General features: G+C 37.3%; 18 protein-coding genes. 7 read left to right on the top strand and 11 right to left on the bottom strand.

Going from position 1 to position 18773, the window contains the following annotated elements:
- Positions 1–485: 485 nt before the first annotated feature.
- The 3 genes from rarD to uvrB all read right to left on the bottom strand — a co-directional run bounded on the left by rarD (position 486) and on the right by uvrB (position 4255).
- Positions 486–1421, bottom strand: coding sequence for an EamA family transporter RarD (rarD, locus tag F933_RS02065; RefSeq protein WP_005058105.1), 936 nt, complete (start codon positions 1419–1421; stop codon positions 486–488).
- A gap of 104 nt (positions 1422–1525) precedes the next feature.
- Positions 1526–2110: a lipocalin family protein gene (locus tag F933_RS02060; RefSeq protein WP_005058103.1), complete on the bottom strand. Its 585-nt coding sequence runs from the start codon at positions 2108–2110 to the stop codon at positions 1526–1528.
- 120 nt (positions 2111–2230) lie between these two features.
- A complete protein-coding gene (uvrB, locus tag F933_RS02055) occupies positions 2231–4255 on the bottom strand; it encodes an excinuclease ABC subunit UvrB (protein WP_005058101.1) in 2025 nt (674 codons plus the stop codon).
- 259 nt (positions 4256–4514) lie between these two features.
- On the opposite strand from uvrB, the gene F933_RS02050 reads away from it, so the two are divergent.
- Positions 4515–5666 carry a GGDEF domain-containing protein gene (locus tag F933_RS02050; protein WP_005058097.1) on the top strand — a complete coding sequence of 384 codons (1152 nt, stop codon included), beginning with the start codon at positions 4515–4517 and terminating at the stop codon, positions 5664–5666.
- A gap of 154 nt (positions 5667–5820) precedes the next feature.
- On the top strand, positions 5821–6618 hold the full coding sequence (locus F933_RS02045) for an A1S_2505 family phage non-structural protein (protein ID WP_005058094.1): 798 nt from the start codon (positions 5821–5823) through the stop codon (positions 6616–6618).
- Between the two features lie 81 nt (positions 6619–6699).
- On the opposite strand, the gene F933_RS02040 is transcribed toward F933_RS02045, so the two are convergent.
- Both F933_RS02040 and F933_RS02035 read right to left on the bottom strand, forming a co-directional pair.
- Positions 6700–6960, bottom strand: coding sequence for a ribosomal protein L7/L12 (locus F933_RS02040; RefSeq protein WP_005058092.1), 261 nt, complete (start codon positions 6958–6960; stop codon positions 6700–6702).
- 64 nt (positions 6961–7024) lie between these two features.
- A complete protein-coding gene (locus F933_RS02035) occupies positions 7025–7540 on the bottom strand; it encodes a hypothetical protein (protein WP_005053077.1) in 516 nt (171 codons plus the stop codon).
- Between the two features lie 217 nt (positions 7541–7757).
- On the opposite strand from F933_RS02035, the gene F933_RS02030 reads away from it, so the two are divergent.
- Positions 7758–8309, top strand: a complete 552-nt coding sequence (locus F933_RS02030; protein ID WP_005058089.1) for a DUF2239 family protein — start codon at positions 7758–7760, stop codon at positions 8307–8309.
- A 63-nt stretch (positions 8310–8372) separates the two neighbouring features.
- Here F933_RS02030 and cysN read toward each other — a convergent pair whose 3' ends face one another.
- From cysN to F933_RS02005, 6 genes are all read right to left on the bottom strand, one after another.
- Positions 8373–9986: a sulfate adenylyltransferase subunit CysN gene (gene cysN / locus F933_RS02025; RefSeq protein ID WP_005058087.1), complete on the bottom strand. Its 1614-nt coding sequence runs from the start codon at positions 9984–9986 to the stop codon at positions 8373–8375.
- An 85-nt stretch (positions 9987–10071) separates the two neighbouring features.
- Positions 10072–10980, bottom strand: coding sequence for a sulfate adenylyltransferase subunit CysD (cysD, locus tag F933_RS02020; RefSeq protein WP_005053074.1), 909 nt, complete (start codon positions 10978–10980; stop codon positions 10072–10074).
- The gene (locus tag F933_RS17520) at positions 10973–11071 is read right to left on the bottom strand and encodes a hypothetical protein (protein ID WP_005058084.1); all 99 of its coding nucleotides are present in this window, start codon (positions 11069–11071) and stop codon (positions 10973–10975) included. Before F933_RS17520 ends, cysD begins: the two co-directional genes overlap by 8 nt.
- A 230-nt stretch (positions 11072–11301) precedes the next feature.
- The gene (locus F933_RS02015; RefSeq protein ID WP_005058083.1) at positions 11302–12744 is read right to left on the bottom strand and encodes a capsule assembly Wzi family protein; all 1443 of its coding nucleotides are present in this window, start codon (positions 12742–12744) and stop codon (positions 11302–11304) included.
- A gap of 146 nt (positions 12745–12890) precedes the next feature.
- Positions 12891–14417, bottom strand: coding sequence for a lysine--tRNA ligase (lysS, locus tag F933_RS02010; protein ID WP_005058081.1), 1527 nt, complete (start codon positions 14415–14417; stop codon positions 12891–12893).
- Positions 14418–14571: 154 nt separating this feature from the next.
- Positions 14572–15015 (bottom strand): SRPBCC family protein, encoded by a 444-nt coding sequence (locus F933_RS02005; protein WP_005058079.1) that lies wholly within the window; start codon positions 15013–15015, stop codon positions 14572–14574.
- 345 nt (positions 15016–15360) lie between these two features.
- On the opposite strand from F933_RS02005, the gene rubA reads away from it, so the two are divergent.
- The 4 genes from rubA (at position 15361) to oxyR (ending at position 18729) form a co-directional block, all read left to right on the top strand.
- A complete protein-coding gene (rubA, locus tag F933_RS02000) occupies positions 15361–15525 on the top strand; it encodes a rubredoxin RubA (protein ID WP_005053068.1) in 165 nt (54 codons plus the stop codon).
- A gap of 82 nt (positions 15526–15607) precedes the next feature.
- Positions 15608–16789: a rubredoxin reductase RubB gene (gene rubB / locus F933_RS01995; RefSeq protein WP_005058076.1), complete on the top strand. Its 1182-nt coding sequence runs from the start codon at positions 15608–15610 to the stop codon at positions 16787–16789.
- Positions 16790–16872: 83 nt separating this feature from the next.
- The gene (gene estB / locus F933_RS01990; protein ID WP_005058073.1) at positions 16873–17817 is read left to right on the top strand and encodes an esterase EstB; all 945 of its coding nucleotides are present in this window, start codon (positions 16873–16875) and stop codon (positions 17815–17817) included.
- A gap of 6 nt (positions 17818–17823) precedes the next feature.
- Positions 17824–18729, top strand: a complete 906-nt coding sequence (gene oxyR / locus F933_RS01985; RefSeq protein WP_005053065.1) for a LysR family transcriptional regulator OxyR — start codon at positions 17824–17826, stop codon at positions 18727–18729.
- Positions 18730–18773: the final 44 nt, after the last annotated feature.

The following is an 18773-nucleotide window of genomic DNA, read 5'->3' as shown; positions in this document are numbered from 1 at the left end:
CGCCATAATTGTAATGGAATTATCATCAAGATTGAATCAAAAGCTGTCAAACGGGCTAAGATTTTGTCCTAATTGACTATAAATTCATAAAATACCTATAATTATTTTTGTGATTTTGGGTAAATTTCTTTTTTCATCATGTGTAATTTTTTAAATACTCAGAATAGCTCTCATTGAACTGAACAACACCAGAAGCATAATCATGAATTTTAAAGTGTGGCTTTTACTAATCAGCATTCCATTGGCTTGTGAAGTTTCTATAGGTTTCGTTGGAATCATAGGATTGGTATTAACAAATATCGTCTATTTCCCTCTTTGTTAGCTTGGTGATCCCTTTTTACTTGCAACAGTGAGGTTGGGTGCTTTCCTAAAGATTATGGTCGCATTCTTATGTTTTTACTGATCAATCTAAGCTATTACCTCTACGCCAAATTCAAGGGCATTTAATTCATGTAGGATAGGAAAAAATCACCTTTACTCAAAATTTAATCGTCACCTAATCGCTTCACATACTTCTCCACATTAAGTTCTAAATGCTGTTTACGTCTTTTTTGCTGTAATAGATGGAGTGTGCCCTCAATGACTAAAACCAATACTGCTAACCAAATAGGAATATAGGTTAACCATTCTTCAGCACCGATTTTCTCGCCTAGTAATAACGAAGCCAAAGCCAACAATACAGGCTCTAAATATCCGAGCAAGCCAAAAATAATCAGAGGTAAATAGCGACTTGCTAAAATATAACTTCCAAGACCAATTGCACTTAACAACCCAAGTCCAATAACCACCCAAACTAAACTCGGATGATCTAAAAATTTTAAATAAGACGTATCACCACTTTGTAATAAGAAAATAGCGATGGGAAGAATCAGTATTAAATCCCAACAAAAACCACCCAAATTATCTGTTTGTATTTTTTTCCTCAAAATAAAATAGGCTGCATAACCAATGGCTACAAAAGCAGTTTCCCAAGCAATGCTCCCCAAACGCCAAATCTCATGCCCTACGCCAAATACAGCTAAAAATACGGCGACATACTGAAACTTAGAAAGCTTTTCTCCATATAAAAAACTTCCCGCAAGAACTAGAATTAAAGGTAAAAGGAAATAACCCAACGAGACTTGCAAACCACGACCATGCATCGGCCCCCACAAGAACAACCATAACTGTGCAGATGTGAGTACAGAGGTCGTAAATAGAAGAAATAACAAACTTGGTTTCTCGATGATTCTTTTCAATATAGTCTTGATATGAACCAAATCACCACTAATCCACATAAAGAGCGTTAAAAACGGCAATGTGGCGATAATCCTCCAACCAAAAGTTTGCTCACTATCTAACTCGCCAAGCAATTGAGTATAAAAATAAAGTACCCCAAAGGTTACAGAGGCCAAAACTGAATAAGCAATACCTTTAAACATTTTGAACCTCGAGATTTGATGAGACACTTCACAAATACTTGAATTATCCACTATATAAAAATAAAAAAACCATGCAAGCATGGTTTTCAACAAGTATATATAGTTTAACGATGTTCAGGATAAATTACGTCACTAATATCATATCCAAGCGACTTCGCGTAATTTAAATATTCGATAATCACTTCTTTCTTAGGGTTGGGAACTCTTGAAAGTATCCATAAATATTTTCGACGAGGCTCGCCGACTAAGACAGTTTGATAGTCTTCATCTAACTTCAGTATCCAGTAATCACCACGACCTACTGGAATCCAACGAATACTTTCGGGTAAGAAGCTGACATTCAATTTCGTATTAAATGGTGCATTTACAACAAATGCCTCCCCCATACTTTGCTGTAAATTGCCTTCGGAATCGTAGCATTTATTGTCTACAACAATATTTCCGTTTTCATTAAGTGTGTAGGTTGCTGAGATGTTATAGGCGCACTTTCGCTCAAAATACATTGGTTTCCGAGCAGCTTCATACCACACACCTAAATATTTATCTAACTCCACTTTTTCAACAGTAGCTAATGGCTTGGATTGCGCATAAGCAATTGTTCCCGCAGCTAAACCAGTCAGAACCACACCACCGACTGCTATCTTTGCTAAACGCCAACTTGCTTTTGGGAAGTTTTTAATAAATGGCATGAGAAATCCTCAAAGCAGAAATTTGTTATAAATAGTCATATAGTTAGCTTAATAAAATAGCCCAATTTATAAACAAAAACTGTTGCGATATGTATCGCCCTTAAAGATTTCTCATTTGATTCAAGATTGCAACATATAGGCTTTCATACGCACAATCTCATCACGTAATCTTGCAGCCTGTTCAAACTGTAGCTCTTTTGAAGCTTTCAACATTTCTTTTTCAAGCTTAGTAATATGTTTAGCAAATAGCTTTGGATCAGACAAAAGGTGTTGCTCATCTGCACTCATCGCTTTTGCTTGATCTAGCACCTTTTCATCGATTTCATCATCAGACAATACTTCACCTGAATCAATTTCTTTGATCACTTGACGAACCGCGCTACGCGGCGTAATTCCATGTTCAAGGTTAAATTCAATTTGTTTATTACGACGACGCTCTGTTTCATCCATCGCTTTACGCATCGAATCGGTAATACGATCGGCATATAAAATAGCTCGACCTTTGACATTACGCGCAGCACGACCAATGGTTTGAATCAACGAACGTTCTGAACGCAAGAAACCTTCTTTATCAGCATCTAAAATTGCCACTAAAGAAACTTCTGGCATGTCTAAACCTTCTCGTAACAAGTTAATACCGACCAAAACATCATGTACGCCTGTACGTAGCTCATGGATGATCTTCACGCGTTCTACAGTATCAATATCTGAATGTAGGTAAGCGACTTTAACACCATATTCTTTTAAATATGAGGTCAGATCTTCCGCCATACGTTTCGTTAAAGTCGTGACCAGTACACGCTCATTCAGTTGTTTACGGATATTTATTTCGGATAATACATCGTCTACTTGTGTTAATACTGGACGTACTTCAATTTCAGGATCGATCAAACCCGTAGGTCGAACTACTTGTTCAACAATCTGTTCTGATTTTTCCAGTTCATAATTTGCTGGTGTCGCACTGACAAAAACGGTAGTTGGAACAATACGCTCCCACTCCTCAAATTTCATCGGACGATTATCTAAAGCACTTGGTAAACGGAAACCATAATTCACCAAATTTTCTTTGCGCGAACGGTCGCCTTTATACATCGCCCCAATTTGCGGTACAGTCACATGCGATTCATCAATAATTAATAATGCATCTTCGGGAATATAATCAAACAAAGTCGGGGGAGCTTCACCTGCTGTACGACCCGATAGATGGCGCGAATAGTTTTCAATACCATTGGTATAACCGAGCTGTTGCATCATCTCCAAATCATAACGCGTACGCTGCTCGATACGTTGAGCTTCCAATAATTTGTCATGTTCTTTGAAGAATGTAAGTTGCTCTTTCAACTCATCTTTAATGGTATCAATTGCACGAGTTAAATGATCTTTAGGCGTCACGTAATGACTTTTCGGATAAATCGTTACACGAGGTACTTTACGTACCAACTTTCCAGTCAAAGGATCAAACCAACGAATTGAATCCACTTCATCATCAAATAGTTCAATCCGAATCGCATCTTGATCGGATTCCGCTGGAAAAATATCAATGATTTCACCACGAATACGATATGTACCGCGTAAGAACTCCAATTCATTACGGGTATATTGCATTTCAACCAAACGACGAATAATGTCATCACGGCTAACGCGATCACCTTGCACAATATGCAATAACATTTGCATATATGCGTTGGGATCACCCAAACCATAAATCGCTGAAACGGATGCAACAATGATCGCATCACGACGTTCTAATAATGCGCGTGTAGCTGATAGACGCATCTGATCGATGTGATCATTAATCGCCGAATCTTTTTCAATAAAAGTATCTGAAGACGGTACGTAAGCCTCTGGCTGATAATAATCATAATAACTGACGAAATACTCAACTGCATTGTTCGGAAAAAACGCTTTGAACTCGCCATAAAGCTGTGCAGCAAGAGTTTTGTTGTGCGCCATGACAATGGTTGGACGCTGAGTTTGAACAATTACATTTGCCATCGTGTAGGTCTTACCTGAACCCGTTACACCCAACAATAATTGATTACGAAAACCATGCTCGATGCCACTGACAAGTTTTTCAATTGCCTGTGGTTGATCCCCTGCTGGTTCATAGTGGGTGACTAACTCAAAAGGTTGGTTTTCGCTCACAAGACTACCCTTCTAAAAATGTATCTTATTAATGGAGTCAACAGACTTAATTTGCAATTGGTTTTCTGTTCACTAGCTAAATATTAGCTTTTAAACCTAGTATTAAAACATTTAGTGCTTAGTTCACATGAAATATTTCGGTTAAATATTCACTATATTTTGTCTTTTTCTCATATTTTAGACCAATATTATTGAATTTACATGTCAAAGCGCATTACTCTACGACTTTCAAAAATATCAAGAATTTAGAAAAATAGCTGTGAATTCATTAAATGCACAATATTTTATATTAATTGTTCCTAGCTGCCTGATTTTCATAGGTTTGGCATTTACTTTATGTCGTTTGATTTTTAAGTCCGAAGTATTCCTATTATGGATTGGGCTTGCCTATGCTATTCCCTCGGTTGCGTTATTTGCACAATGTCTGATGTCAAATGCACAGCTAACCTTAGCAGCACCCTTCACGGGAGTATTATACTTATTAGGCAGTTGGTTTGGCGCTTATGCAATTAGCCTTAAACTCAATCAATCATTTAATCATCTCTTAGCGCTATTCATCACATCATCCACCTTATTTGCATTAGTTTATTTCTCTTATATCGAACCTCAAATATGGTTACGCCTGATTATTCTGAATATTTCATTAGGTTTAATCGGTTTGATCATCATCCCTGCGTTAGTTAGACAACTACCGACAAGTCAATCATTTGATCGTTGGGTTTTAATTTTTTACTTAGCGAATGTTGGATATTCATTTGTTCGAGCAGGAATAAACTTTGGTTTTTTAGATAAGATTGATCAGAATCATTTTACGCTCACCACTTCAACTTGGTGGTTGTTAGGAATGTCCGTTAATATCATTTTGAATATTTTATTCGCCATAGTGATTAGTGGCTGCGTGATTAAAAATCTTATTCAACACTTAAATAATGAGCGCCTACATGATCCATTGACGCACTTATTAAATCGACGAGGTTTTTTTGAAAAAAGTCATAATTTAACATTTTCAAATCAATCTTATTTTTTAGTTTGCTTGGATATTGATCACTTTAAATCGGTGAATGACACATGGGGACATTATGTAGGTGATCAGATTCTACAAGGCATAAGCCAAATTATGCTTCAACACAAACACCCAAATGATCTGATTGCTCGTTTTGGCGGAGAAGAATTTATTTGCCTTATCCCTGCCAAAGATGCTTCGCATGCCTTAGTCCGCACACAGCGATTTAAACTATTATTTGAACAAACAACTTTTACTAAACATAATATTAAAATGACAGCAAGCTATGGTCTGACCCAAATAAAGAATTATCAAGACTTAGAACAAGCTTTACAACGCGCCGATGATTTACTCTATCAAGCAAAGACCAATGGTCGTAATCAGATTTCTTTTGATATAGCTATTTAATGTGTGTCTTTCAATTTTATAATTGAAAAATCTCATGATGATCAACTTTCTTGTACACCCATAGTAAAAATCTAAAAGAAAAACATAAACGACTATTGACCCCTCATTCAATCAATTGCAACATGGGATTAACCTGCACTTGAATGATAAAAATATGGCTTACCAATATCATGATGAAACAATCGTAACGGAACTGCCAGAAGACACGATCTTTGTTTTTGGTAGTAATTTAGCAGGGATACACGACAGCGGCGCCGCGCGGGTTGCGGCACTTCATTTTGCAGCAGTGAAAGGTGTTGGTCGTGGCTGGGCAGGACAAAGTTTTGCTATTCCTACACTAAATGAACATATCCAACAAATGCCACTGTCACAAATTGAACATTACGTAGATGACTTTAAAATCTATGCAAAAAATCATCCTAAAATGAAATATTTTTTGACCGCCTTGGGTTGTGGTATCGCAGGTTATAAAGTTTCAGAAATTGCACCTCTGTTTAAAGGTATCCATTCAAATGTGATTTTTCCCGAATCATTTCGTCCATACATTGAAGAAGATGCAGTTTCTCAATTTCCAGATTTAACTGCTAAAACTGTACATGCTTTTATCTCCGATGACGTGATTTTTTACTTCGATCATGGCTATGAATCTTTTGAGGAGGCTTTAGATAAAACTGATTTATCTGCTCCTGAAAAAGCAATTGCTTTAATCGTTTTGAATGAGGAGCTTTATCCTCGTGATCGTTATGGACGTGGTCGGGAACATGAAATCAACGATATTTTAGGTAAATTGAACGGAAAAATCTTTAATTTTGAGAAAAACTCAGAAGGTGCAATGATTTTCGTAAGTGTCATTATTGCTTTAATGGAACTATATGATATTGATGAATATGATTTTATTAAACTTTGGCGTGGTGAACTAACAATACATCACCCTTTGAATAGAAAAATTTAACCTATTAAAGATAAATTTTTATCAATAACCGAATTGCACTGCCAAATCGGTTATTGATGAAGTTTTAATGTTGCTGTGTAATTAAATAAAATACCAAATCAATATAGCCAAGATAAACATCATCAATACAATAATTTTAATACCCCCACGACTTCGCTGAGCTAATTGCTCTTGAATATGCGCTTGCTCCTGCGGATGCTCTTTTAAATACTGATCCACTAAATCCTTTGATTCTTTCAAACCTAAACCTGTCTTTTCGCGGGTTATTTTTATTGCATCAATCAATTGACCTGATCTTAATGCCTGTAAGGCTTCGTTCGGAATGACTGGATTTGGATTCATCAAATTAACATCCTTGTTATTTTAAATTCATCTGTATTGATTAAATTAAATCAATTTTAAAAATTTAATTTCCACCGTAAAGTGAAATTAAATCATCTAACGTTGCTTGGTAATGTATCGCGATATCTTCAGATAGAATTTTATATGCATTATCGAACTGAACCATAGGCCACCCTTCTTTCCAAAATGGAAAAATATTGTGCAATCCTTCAGTTACAATTGCATCTTCACGACTGATGGCTTGGGCAACTTGAGATAAAACTTGTGCTGTTTCGGCACCATCAATAGCAAGATAATCAATCCCACGTACTTTTAAAATACGAATACGGTCTTTTTTATAACGGATTTTTTTAGCCTGTCCTGCATTTAAACCTAATGCTAGTGTTACAGCTTCTACAAATTTTTCTTCAAAACTTGTATTCAGCGCAACCAATGCTTGTTTATGTGCTTCTTGACGCCCTGCCTTTCCCCCATTACGGATAATCTCATTTGCTTCCGTATCCAGCTTATCTTTTTTCATAGACTGTAAGATGTCTAAAATTTCGATATCGCTTAAAGATTCAGGAGATTGCTCAATCATAGGAGTCCTAATACACAAAAATAAAAAAACATTGTCTCATAAAAGCGATATCAAAGCAGAACAAAATTAAAAATTGGCATTCTATCTGCTTCATTTTTTATGTCAGATTCCAGAACTTGCTCTCCAATGTAATCAAATTTTTTTAAGCCTTATTTATTTGCATAATTATTTTTACCCTGATAATATTATTTTACCCGTATAAAATAACCCAAAGAAAATGAATACCGAAATAACAACTTATACTGCCTTTTTAGGTCATACATTTTTCACCAATGGATGCATTGCGGAAGTTGCGTTAAAGATTAAAAAGAATTCAGAAACCACTCAGAATATTTTGATTTTTAATGATCAGACTGGTCAACAGATTGATCTCGATATTATTGGTTCTGATCAAGAAATTCAGCAGCGTTACAGTGAACTTGAGCCAGCTAAAAAGGTTGGACGACCAAAACTTGGTGTTATCTCTCGTGAAGTTACCTTACAGAAAAAACATTGGGATTGGTTAGATCAACAGAATTCGAGTGCATCTGCTGTAATTCGTAAATTGATTGATAAAGAGCTGAATGACCCAGCTTCTGAAAGCAATATCATGCTCGCTAGACAAGCCACTGACCGCTTTATGTCTGCCATGTCAGGTAATATGCCAAATTATGAAGAGGCAGCCCGTGCTTTATATCAAGGTGATCGGGAAGTCTTTTTAAAGATAATTCAAGATTATCCAAAGGAAATCCATCAATATATTCTCAAATTATCAACTTATGCATTCTAATTAATTCATATTCTGCACATAAAAAACCCGCTTACGCGGGTTTTTCGAAATCAATTCAGTCAATTAAAGACGAACCAATTCCACAACTTTTTCAGCTGCTTCTTCAATCGTTTCAGCAGTGATTTCAGTATCGGTTCCTTCCACAGTTGTCGTAATAACTACAACACCTGTTTCACGTAACAATCCAATTTGCTCAGCAGTTAAATTTGCTTTCGCAATCGCAACTACACCCTGTTGGATCAATAAGCTTTCTAAAGCTTGTGCATTTCTGATTAACTGTGCAGAAACACCAATCACAGCTGGTTTCTGACCTAAGCGAGCAGCACGATCTTCCGCAGTGACTGGATTACTATGTGCAGTCCACTCTACAGCAGCTTCAACCATACCTGCACCAACCGTAACATTGCTTAGACGGTCAATAAAAATGAATGAACCTGTATAACGGCTATCTTGATATTGATCAAACACGACTGGAGCATCAAACTCAATTACAAGATCTGCAATTGCATTCAACTCAAGTTCTTCAACTTGAGTATGTTCAAGTGTATTTACATTGACACGGTAATTGATCGCACTCACTTTTGCAGGAACGGTCTGTGTACCGATTTTAACGTTGTATAGTTTACCTTTCACTAAAGGATGTTCATTCATCCATACCACAGATGCGCGAACACTGCGTGAAATAAGCGGTTGCTCACCTGCACGAACCAAAACATTACCACGTGAAATATCAATTTCATCATTTAAGGTCAAAGTAACCGCTTGACCTGCAACTGCTTGCTCAAGATTTCCATCGAAAGTAACAATCTCTTTAACGGTCGATTTTTTTCCTGAAGGCAAAGCAACGATTTCATCGCCAACATTAATTTCACCAAGCGCGATCGTACCCGCAAAACCACGAAAATCAAGATTTGGGCGGTTCACATACTGAACTGGAAAACGGAATTCTTTTTTATTTGAATCACGCTTAATTTCCACTGATTCAAGAATGCTCATCAAGGTTTGACCCTTGTACCATGGCGTACTTGCAGATGCATTAACAACGTTGTCGCCATTCAATGCTGAAATCGGAACGAATAAAATATTCTCTGGACGGCGATCACCCAGTTGATTCAAGAATGCATCATATTCAACTTGGATTTCATTGAATCGAGCTTCAGAAAACTCAACCAAGTCCATTTTATTGATCGCAACAACGATATTTTTAATACCGAGCAAACTTGCAATAAAAGTATGACGACGAGTTTGTGTTTGCACACCATAACGCGCATCAATCAAGATAATCGCTAGATCAGCCGTTGATGCACCTGTTGCCATATTACGCGTATATTGTTCATGTCCTGGGGTATCGGCAATAATGAACTTACGCTTCTCTGTAGAGAAATAGCGATAGGCTACATCAATCGTAATACCCTGTTCACGTTCAGCTTGTAAACCGTCAACAAGTAAAGCAAGATCAGGTGCATCGCCTGTTGTACCTACTTTTTTACTATCACGCGTTACTGCTTGTAATTGATCTTCATAGATCAACTTTGAATCATAAAGCAAACGACCAATTAGCGTTGATTTACCATCATCGACGTTACCGCAAGTCAAGAAGCGCAAAAGGTCTTTATTTTCGTGCTGTTTTAAATATGCCAAAATATCTTGGCTAATAAGATCTGATTGATGAGACATTGCTCAAAACTCCACAAAATTTGAAATCGAATTTTGTAATCTCCCTAAATCCCTCTGTTAAAAAAGAGGGACTTGCTTAAGGAAATTAGAAATAACCTTCCTGCTTTTTCTTTTCCATTGAGCCAGCTTCATCATGATCAATCATACGACCCTGACGCTCTGAGCTGGTAGCCAAAAGCATTTCTTGGATAATTTCAGGTAATGTATCCGCCTCTGACTCAACTGCACCTGTTAATGGGTAACAGCCAAGTGTACGGAAACGTACCGATTTCATTTGAGGAACTTCACCTTCTTTTAAACGCATACGCTCATCATCGACCATGATTAACGTACCGCTACGCTCTACAACTGGGCGTACCGCCGAGAAGTATAGAGGAACCAGTTGAATATTTTCTAAATAGATATACTGCCAAATATCTAACTCAGTCCAGTTAGATAAAGGGAAAACACGGATACTTTCACCTTTGTTCACTTTACCATTGTAAAGATTCCAAAGTTCTGGACGTTGGTTCTTTGGATCCCAGCGATGCTTCGTATCACGGAATGAATAAACACGCTCTTTCGCACGTGATTTTTCTTCATCACGACGTGCGCCACCAAATGCAGCATCAAACTGGTATTTATCTAATGCTTGTTTTAAACCCTGAGTTTTCATGATGTCGGTATATTTTGAACTACCATGATCAAATGGGTTAATCCCTGCATCACGACCTTCTTTGTTCTGATGTACGATCAAATCAAAACCATGTGTTTTTGCCATGTTGTCACGGAAAGTGATCATGTCTTTAAACTTCCATCCCGTATCTACATGCAGAAGTGGAAATGGAAGTTTTGCAGGATAAAATGCTTTCATTGCAAGATGTAGCATGACTGCTGAATCTTTGCCAATTGAATAAAGCATGACAGGATTTTCAAATTCAGCTGCAACTTCACGAATAATATGAATACTTTCAGCCTCAAGTTGCTTGAGGTGCGTTAATCTATTTTCAGTCATGTACATATCCCTCCTTTTCCATGCTACCCATAAAATCTATAAGTGGTATTAAACCACCACTTGGAAGACCGTGTGGAGGAACGAGTATCATAACAACTCCAATTTTTCGTGATATCGATATTCTTACTAGTGAACAAATGAGCAATCTAGTAAAGTTTATCTATTATAATAATTTAGATCGAGTTCTTTAGCTTGTTTTTTCATATGAATATGCAAAATTGTGATATGTATAGATATAAAAAAGATGATGACCAAAATTTTATTTCAGATGAATTGACATAAAAAAGAAGCCATAACGGCTTCTTTTTTAATTAATATTGCTTAAAAGCGGAACATATTTTTTTCCAATGGAATTTCCACGCCAACTGAAACACCGCCATCATTTCCATTTACATCCGAATCACTGACCCAGCCATTCACTTTTAATGGAATTGTTGGTTTTAAATAATGTGTCCAAGTTAAGTCCAGACCTTTTACAGTATCTTGTTTCGAAAATGCAGCATTGATTGCTAAGTCAGATTGATTGACTTTTGCATATATAACACGTCCATTTATACGATTCATGACATCAAAACGAATATCACCACCGACTGAATACATTTGGCCATCACCGCCCATCGCATGACCTAACGGAAAACCATGTTGGTAATACCCATCTCGATAAACGTGGTGGCTATAAGAAATACGTTTTACTTCACCATTGGTACGAGTATCCGCCCATTCAGCATAAAGTTGGTATGGCATATTTTTATAGCTTGATGAAAAATCAGCACCACCAAGGTACATATATTTAGCAGGTAGCCCACCAGCTTCATCTTCACCAACAAATTGAGTATATAAGCTTATTGGTACATTTAATAAAGGCAGTAATGATAATCGAGCATCAAATCCTGCAATCTGATTTGATATATCTTGATCCGACGTGTCAAAATTGTCATTCCCTTTAATTGCATTCCACAAAGAATCTAAGCTTTCAGAACGTCCTTCACCGCCCCATTGAATAGCTCGAGAAGCACCCAGTTCTAAATAGGGTAAAGGTTGAGCAGTTAATCGCAGACCAATCAATTTTGCATCAGGTACAGCCTTATAGTCATCTAATTGACCAGCAAATGCTTGATACTGCCAAGGACCAATCCACGATAACCACTTTGTTTCAAAAGCATTTTGTACAGCACGTTGCGCTGTAACACCATAAACAGGACGACTTGCATCGCCACGAATCAAACTACCATCATGTCCAGGCCCCCAATAAGTTGGGATTTGACCTGCAATTATCCATTGATTCCAAAGTTTGCCTGCGATATACGAACCTTCAACATTGGCATCATGTCCATTATCAATTAGTGGATCTTTTTCACCATTGACACGCAGTTTAGCATCCCAGTTTTCACCACCAACATTCAATTCAGCAGCAAGTTGATATTGTGATTTTTGACTATCGCCAAATGCTTGAGGAACTGTTTTCACATCAGTGCCCGCATGTAAACCCACTTTGACGGTTGCATTATCAGCGTGTAGTGCATGTACAACCGAATCAATCACTTTCTGTTGCGTATTATTACTCACCTTTGCTTGCGATAAGGCACGTTTAATTTCATCCCCACTCATCGGCCAAGTAGATGTGCTGATTTGAATGACACCTTGTTGGTTTAACCAATTCAGGTCTGTTCTTAAATTTTCATCATTTAACACAATGCCTTGTGCAAATACTGTAGAAGAAAGAGTCGCAAATAACGCGATATAAAGCGATTTTTTTAAAAACATGTCCAGACTGTTCTCAAATTTATTTATGGACACATGATCGTTTTTTTGAGCTGATTTTTCAATCTTCAAACCAAACAATTACAATTCTTAACTGAATAAACAAAAGCCACTCGACTTGAGTGGCTTTTTTGAATTATTTAAAACTATTAATCTTTACGACGCATATGTGGGAATAACAGTACATCACGGATACTTGGTGCATTAGCAAATAGCATCACCAAACGATCAATACCGATCCCTTGACCCGCTGTAGGTGGCAAACCATATTCTAAAGCTTCGATAAAGTCTGCGTCATAATGCATTGCTTCATCATCACCGGCATCTTTTTCTTCAACTTGTGCTTGGAAACGTTCTGCTTGATCAATTGGATCATTTAACTCAGAGAAACCGTTTGCCAATTCACGTCCACCAATAAAGAACTCAAAACGGTCTGTAATATGTGGATTTTCATCATTACGACGTGCAAGCGGTGAAGTTTCAGCAGGATACTCAGTAATAAAAGTAGGCTGACGTAGTTTCGTTTCTACCGTTTCTTCAAAAACGATAGTCTGTAACTTACCTAAACCAAAACCAGGCTTCACTTTTTCTTTCAATACGTCTTGTGTGAAGTTTGCCAAGAACTCACGATCATTGACATTTTCAGCAGTAAAATCAGGATTGTGTTCAAGAATGGCATCAAACATTGAGATTTTCTTATATGGACCTTTGAAGCTATATACTTCTTCACCATAAGGCACATCAGTAGAACCTAAGATATCTACTGCCAATTTCTCAAGCATATTTTCAGTCAGTTCCATCAAGTCTTTGTAATCTGCATAAGCTTGATAGAATTCAATCATGGTAAATTCAGGGTTATGACGTGTTGAAACCCCTTCATTTCGGAAGTTACGGTTAATCTCAAACACACGTTCAAAACCACCCACCACAAGGCGTTTTAAATAGAGTTCTGGCGCGATACGTAAGTAAAGCTCCATATCTAAAGCATTATGATGCGTTACAAATGGTTTTGCTGAAGCACCACCCGGAATCACATGCATCATTGGCGTTTCAACTTCCATGAAACGCTCATTGGTCAAAAAGGCACGAATACCTGCAACCACTTTGGCACGAATTTCAAAGGTTTTACGTGTGTCTTCATTTACGATCAAATCTAAATAACGTTTACGATATTTCGCTTCAGTATCGGTTAAACCATGAAATTTGTCTGGGAGTGGGCGTAATGATTTAGTCAGTAATTCAAAACCTTCAAGATGAACATATAAGTCACCTTTGCCCGAACGACCAATATAGCCTTCAGCAGCGATAATATCGCCAAGGTCTAAACTTTTGATCGTTTCTAAAATATCAGCTGGTAAACCTTTACGATCTACATAAAGTTGAATACGACCTGTCATGTCTTGGATCACAATGAATGACCCACGGTTTAACATCACACGACCAGCAACTTTGACATAAACTTTTTCAGCGCCTTCAATTTGCGCTTTATCTTGATCTTTAAATTGTTCTTGCAAATCGCCAGTATAATGCTCACGTTTAAAGGTATTTGGCCAAGGGCTCTTACCTGTTTGTTTTGCATTCTCTTGAATTTGCTTCAATTTGGCATGACGCTGTGCGATTAAATCGTTTTCGGAAAGTATTTGTTCTGAATTCGATTGAGCGTTTTGTTGCGTCATCTCTGCCTCGATCTAAGTAAATTTGAAGTCGCATAGAATAACAGATCAAAAGCTATTTTCGCAGCATTTGAATGACATTAATAAGAAAAAAGCAAATATTTGTATCTATTGGATAACTTTAATATCTGCATTTTCTTAAAATTTTTGAATTTACTTAACTATCTTTCTCAGCTAAATGTTTGACGAGTGCTAGCCCCTGATCAAATCCTTTATTCATCATTTCAGTATATTCAGGCTGAATATCAACTTCGACATGCAATTGGGTTATCCCATCCAAATCAAATAATAAATATTTTTCCAATGAGCCAGCCCATGACTTAACTTCCTCACTATCAAAGTCCTCTTTACCATTCTGGATCATGCCTAAATGTTTAAAGACAATTTCTTTAGGCTGATCAATATTTTCAATGGTTGAAATCATACCGTTTCCTTCTCCATCAAAGAAACGTGTCTGACCGCCAACAGTCCAATCACTTTGCATAGTCGAACTGCATGAGAAAAATTTAGTCCAATCTTGATAGGTTTCTTTAGTCCATAAAATGTCCCATACGCGTTGCGGGGATGCATAAATTTTTATATCAAACGACAAGGTTTCCATAAATTATTCTCCATTTTTATTTTCATAATCCATCATATTATAATTTCAAATGTTTATTTTTTATTCAAACCAAACTCATACATTGGTTATTTTTATCGTAACAATCGACTAAAAACACAATAAAAAATTAGAGTAATTGCTCAAATTACAATAGTTTCAGATTGAATTGCCATATTAGTTTTTTTATAAATGATTAAACTCTTGCATTTACTTTACTTAAAAGTCGTTCTGCGTAAAAATCAACTCCTGATCAACACAAGTTTGTTCTATTGCAGCGATCGTAGCGACATTATGGAATAGTTTACTGAAAGGCACGACATCACACCTATCAGTTTGGAGAGTCACATGAAAAAATATCAATGTATCGTTTGTGGGTGGATTTACGACGAAGCAGATGGTTGGCCACAAGACGGCATTGCAGCAGGTACTAAATGGGAAGATATTCCTGATGATTGGACTTGCCCAGATTGCGGCGTTTCAAAAGCAGATTTTGAAATGGTTGAAATCTAAATAGATACTAAAGACCATGATAGTGATCATGGTCTTTTTTTTCCTATTGTTTGTTTTAAATGAAAATATAGTGGAGATTACAATGCATCCTATCGTCATCATCGGATCGGGCATGGCAGGATATACCGTTGCACGAGAATTTCGGAAACTCAGTCCAGAACATGAACTCGTGATGATTTGTGGGGATGATGCAGTAAACTATGCAAAACCGACCCTATCTAATGCTTTTGCAGGAAATAAAGCACCTGAACAAATTGCATTGGGTGATGCTGCAAAAATGGGCACTCAACTCAATATGCGTATTGAAGCTGAGACTTGGGTTAAAGAAATTGATGCCGAAAAGCATGAAATTAGATTAGAAAAAAATGGTGAGACATTTTCTCAGCCGTATTCAAAACTGGTACTTGCAGTTGGGGCAAATCCAATTCGTCTAGCAATTTCAGGTGATGGCAGTGAAGATATTCATGTCGTGAACTCTTTAGTTGATTATCGTTTATTTCGTGAAAATTTAGCCAAACGTAAAGATAAACGTGTGGTGATTTTAGGTGCAGGTTTAATCGGTTGTGAATTTGCAAATGACTTATTACACAGCAGTTATGATGTGACTGTAATTGACCTTGCACCTCAGCCATTGGGTCGTTTATTACCACATCATGTCGCTGATGCGTTTAAAACCAACTTAGAACAAGCAGGTATTAAATTCGCTCTATCGACCACTGTTGAGAAAGTAACGAAAATTAATGATGGCGAAGATTACGAAGTGACTTTGGCAACAGGTCAGACTTTAGTCGCAGATATCGTGCTTTCGGCGATTGGTTTACAGCCAAATACATCTTTAGCTAAAGCTGCAAATATTCAAACAAGTCGCGGAATCATCACCAATACATTATTGGAAACTAACCAAGCCGATATCTATGCTGTTGGTGACTGTGCAGAAGTGAATGGAACATTATTACCGTTTGTAATGCCTATCATGCAACAAGCACGTGCTTTAGCAAAAACCTTGAGTGGTCAAACAACAGCAGTACACTATCCTGCAATGCCTGTTGCCGTGAAAACACCAGCAGCGCCTTTAACGGTGTTACCTGCGCCATTAGAAGTTGAAGTAAACTGGGAAACTGAAGAATTTGATGATGGTATGCTCGCTAAAGCGACTGACAGCGAAGGTACACTAAGAGGTTTTGTGCTTTTAGGTGCATCGGCTGGTAAGCAACGTCTGAGCTTAACTAAACTGGTACCAGATTTGATTCCAGCTCAAATTTAAGTTTGAAATACATGAGTTTGTTATAGATATGATATATAACAAACTCTTAAAATATAAAAAGAATTCAACTTGGAATGAAAACCATGAACAGTGCTCTCCAATTTAACGTGTCACCCTATGCTGCATTTATGCAAGAAACCAAAGTTACCTTGGGAAACGGCATAGAATTGCATGTTGAAATGGGTGGTAATCCTGAACACCCCACGATTCTATTGATTATGGGTTTGGGTGCTCAGATGCTGTTTTGGCCTGATTTCTTTTGTAAATCATTGATTGATCAAGGTTATCGCGTTATTCGTTTTGACAATAGAGATATTGGCTTATCTTCAAAGATCCGTAATAAAAGACAAAGACTGAACACCATGAAACTGATGGGACGTTTTATGTTTGGGCTTGGAAATGAAGGTGCACCATATACACTTTATGATATGGCTGATGATGTGGCGATGTTAATAGATCAACTTGGATTGGGAAAAACCTATATTTTAGGTGCTTCTATGGGTGGTATGATTTCGCAAATCGTCGCTGCTAAATATCCAGAAAAAGTTGAAAAAATTGGTTTATTGTTCACCAGCAATAATCAACCATTTTTACCACCTCCGTTCCCTAAGCAATTATTTAGTTTAATCGGAAAACCAGATGCACATGATGAAGATGCGATTGTAAATCATAGTTTGAAAGTATTTCATATCATCGGCTCACCTGGATATGTCAATCAAGTTGAGGCAATACAGACGATTCGCAAATTATATCGTCGTAGTTTCTATCCAGCGGGTGTACTTCAACAGTTTTTAGCAATATTATGTACAGGTTCTTTATTACCTTTAAACAAGAACATTACTCAACCGACTTTGGTTGTTCACGGTTCCAAAGACCGTTTGCTACCACCAAGTCATGGGAAAGCTGTTGCAAAGGCGATCTCTGGTGCTAAGTTTGAATTAATTCATGGAATGGGGCATGATATTCCTGCACATTTCATCCCACAACTTAGCGGTTTGTTTGCTAATCACTTTAGATCATCACACTAGGACACTATGGCTGCATTACCTTCATTAAGACAGCTATCATATTTAGTTACGCTGTCAGAAACTTTACATTTTACCGAAGCAGCACGCCGTTCATTTGTCACCCAATCAACGTTATCGGGTGGGATTATGGAACTGGAGCGTCTATTAGGTGGCGTCTTAGTTGAACGTGATCGTCAAAACGTCCGATTAACGCCTTTGGGTGAACAAGTTGTTGCACGAGCACGAGTATTACTTGCCGATGCACAAGACTTAATGCGTTTAAGTCGAGAAATGAGTGAACCATTAACGGGTGATTTGCATCTTGGCATTATTCCAACCATTGCACCCTTTATTTTGACTCAGTTGCTTGATGAAGTGCATCAACAATTGCCTAAAATTCAACTTCATCTACACGAAGCACAAAGTGAAAAGATTGTAGAAAAGCTTGAGCATGGCAATTTAGACATGATTGTTCTTGCACTTCCTTTTGACACACGTGGTTTAAAAGTCTCTGAAATTGCGAAAGAAAATCTATTTGTTGTTTACAATAAAAAAGACAAAAATGCTGCTGAAGCTAACTCATTAGACGATCTAGATTTATCTCGTTTAATGCTTTTAGAAGAAGGTCATTGTTTACGTGATCATACATTGAGTGCTTGCCCAGTGGGTGAACGTAAAAATGATCATCGTTTAAAAGCAAGCTCATTGCCAACATTGGTTGAAATGGTATCTTCTGACTTAGGTTTTACCCTATTACCAGAAATTGCTTTAAAAAACAGTATGATTCACTTTAATGAAGAAATTGCTGTGAAGCCTATTGCTGATGCACCTAGCCGCACCTTGGCTCTAGTGACTCGAAAAAGTACGCCGCTACAAAGTGAGTTTGATGTTATTTTACAAATTTTGCAGAAAATCACCGCACATTTGGAATAAATAAAATACCTGTAATGATCAAATTCATTGCAGGTATTTAAAGC

It is taken from the genome of Acinetobacter beijerinckii CIP 110307 (genome assembly GCF_000369005.1).
GTDB lineage: Bacteria > Pseudomonadota > Gammaproteobacteria > Pseudomonadales > Moraxellaceae > Acinetobacter > Acinetobacter beijerinckii.
Note: the sequence above shows the minus strand (reverse complement) of the source record. Positions and strands in the feature narration are given on the sequence as shown.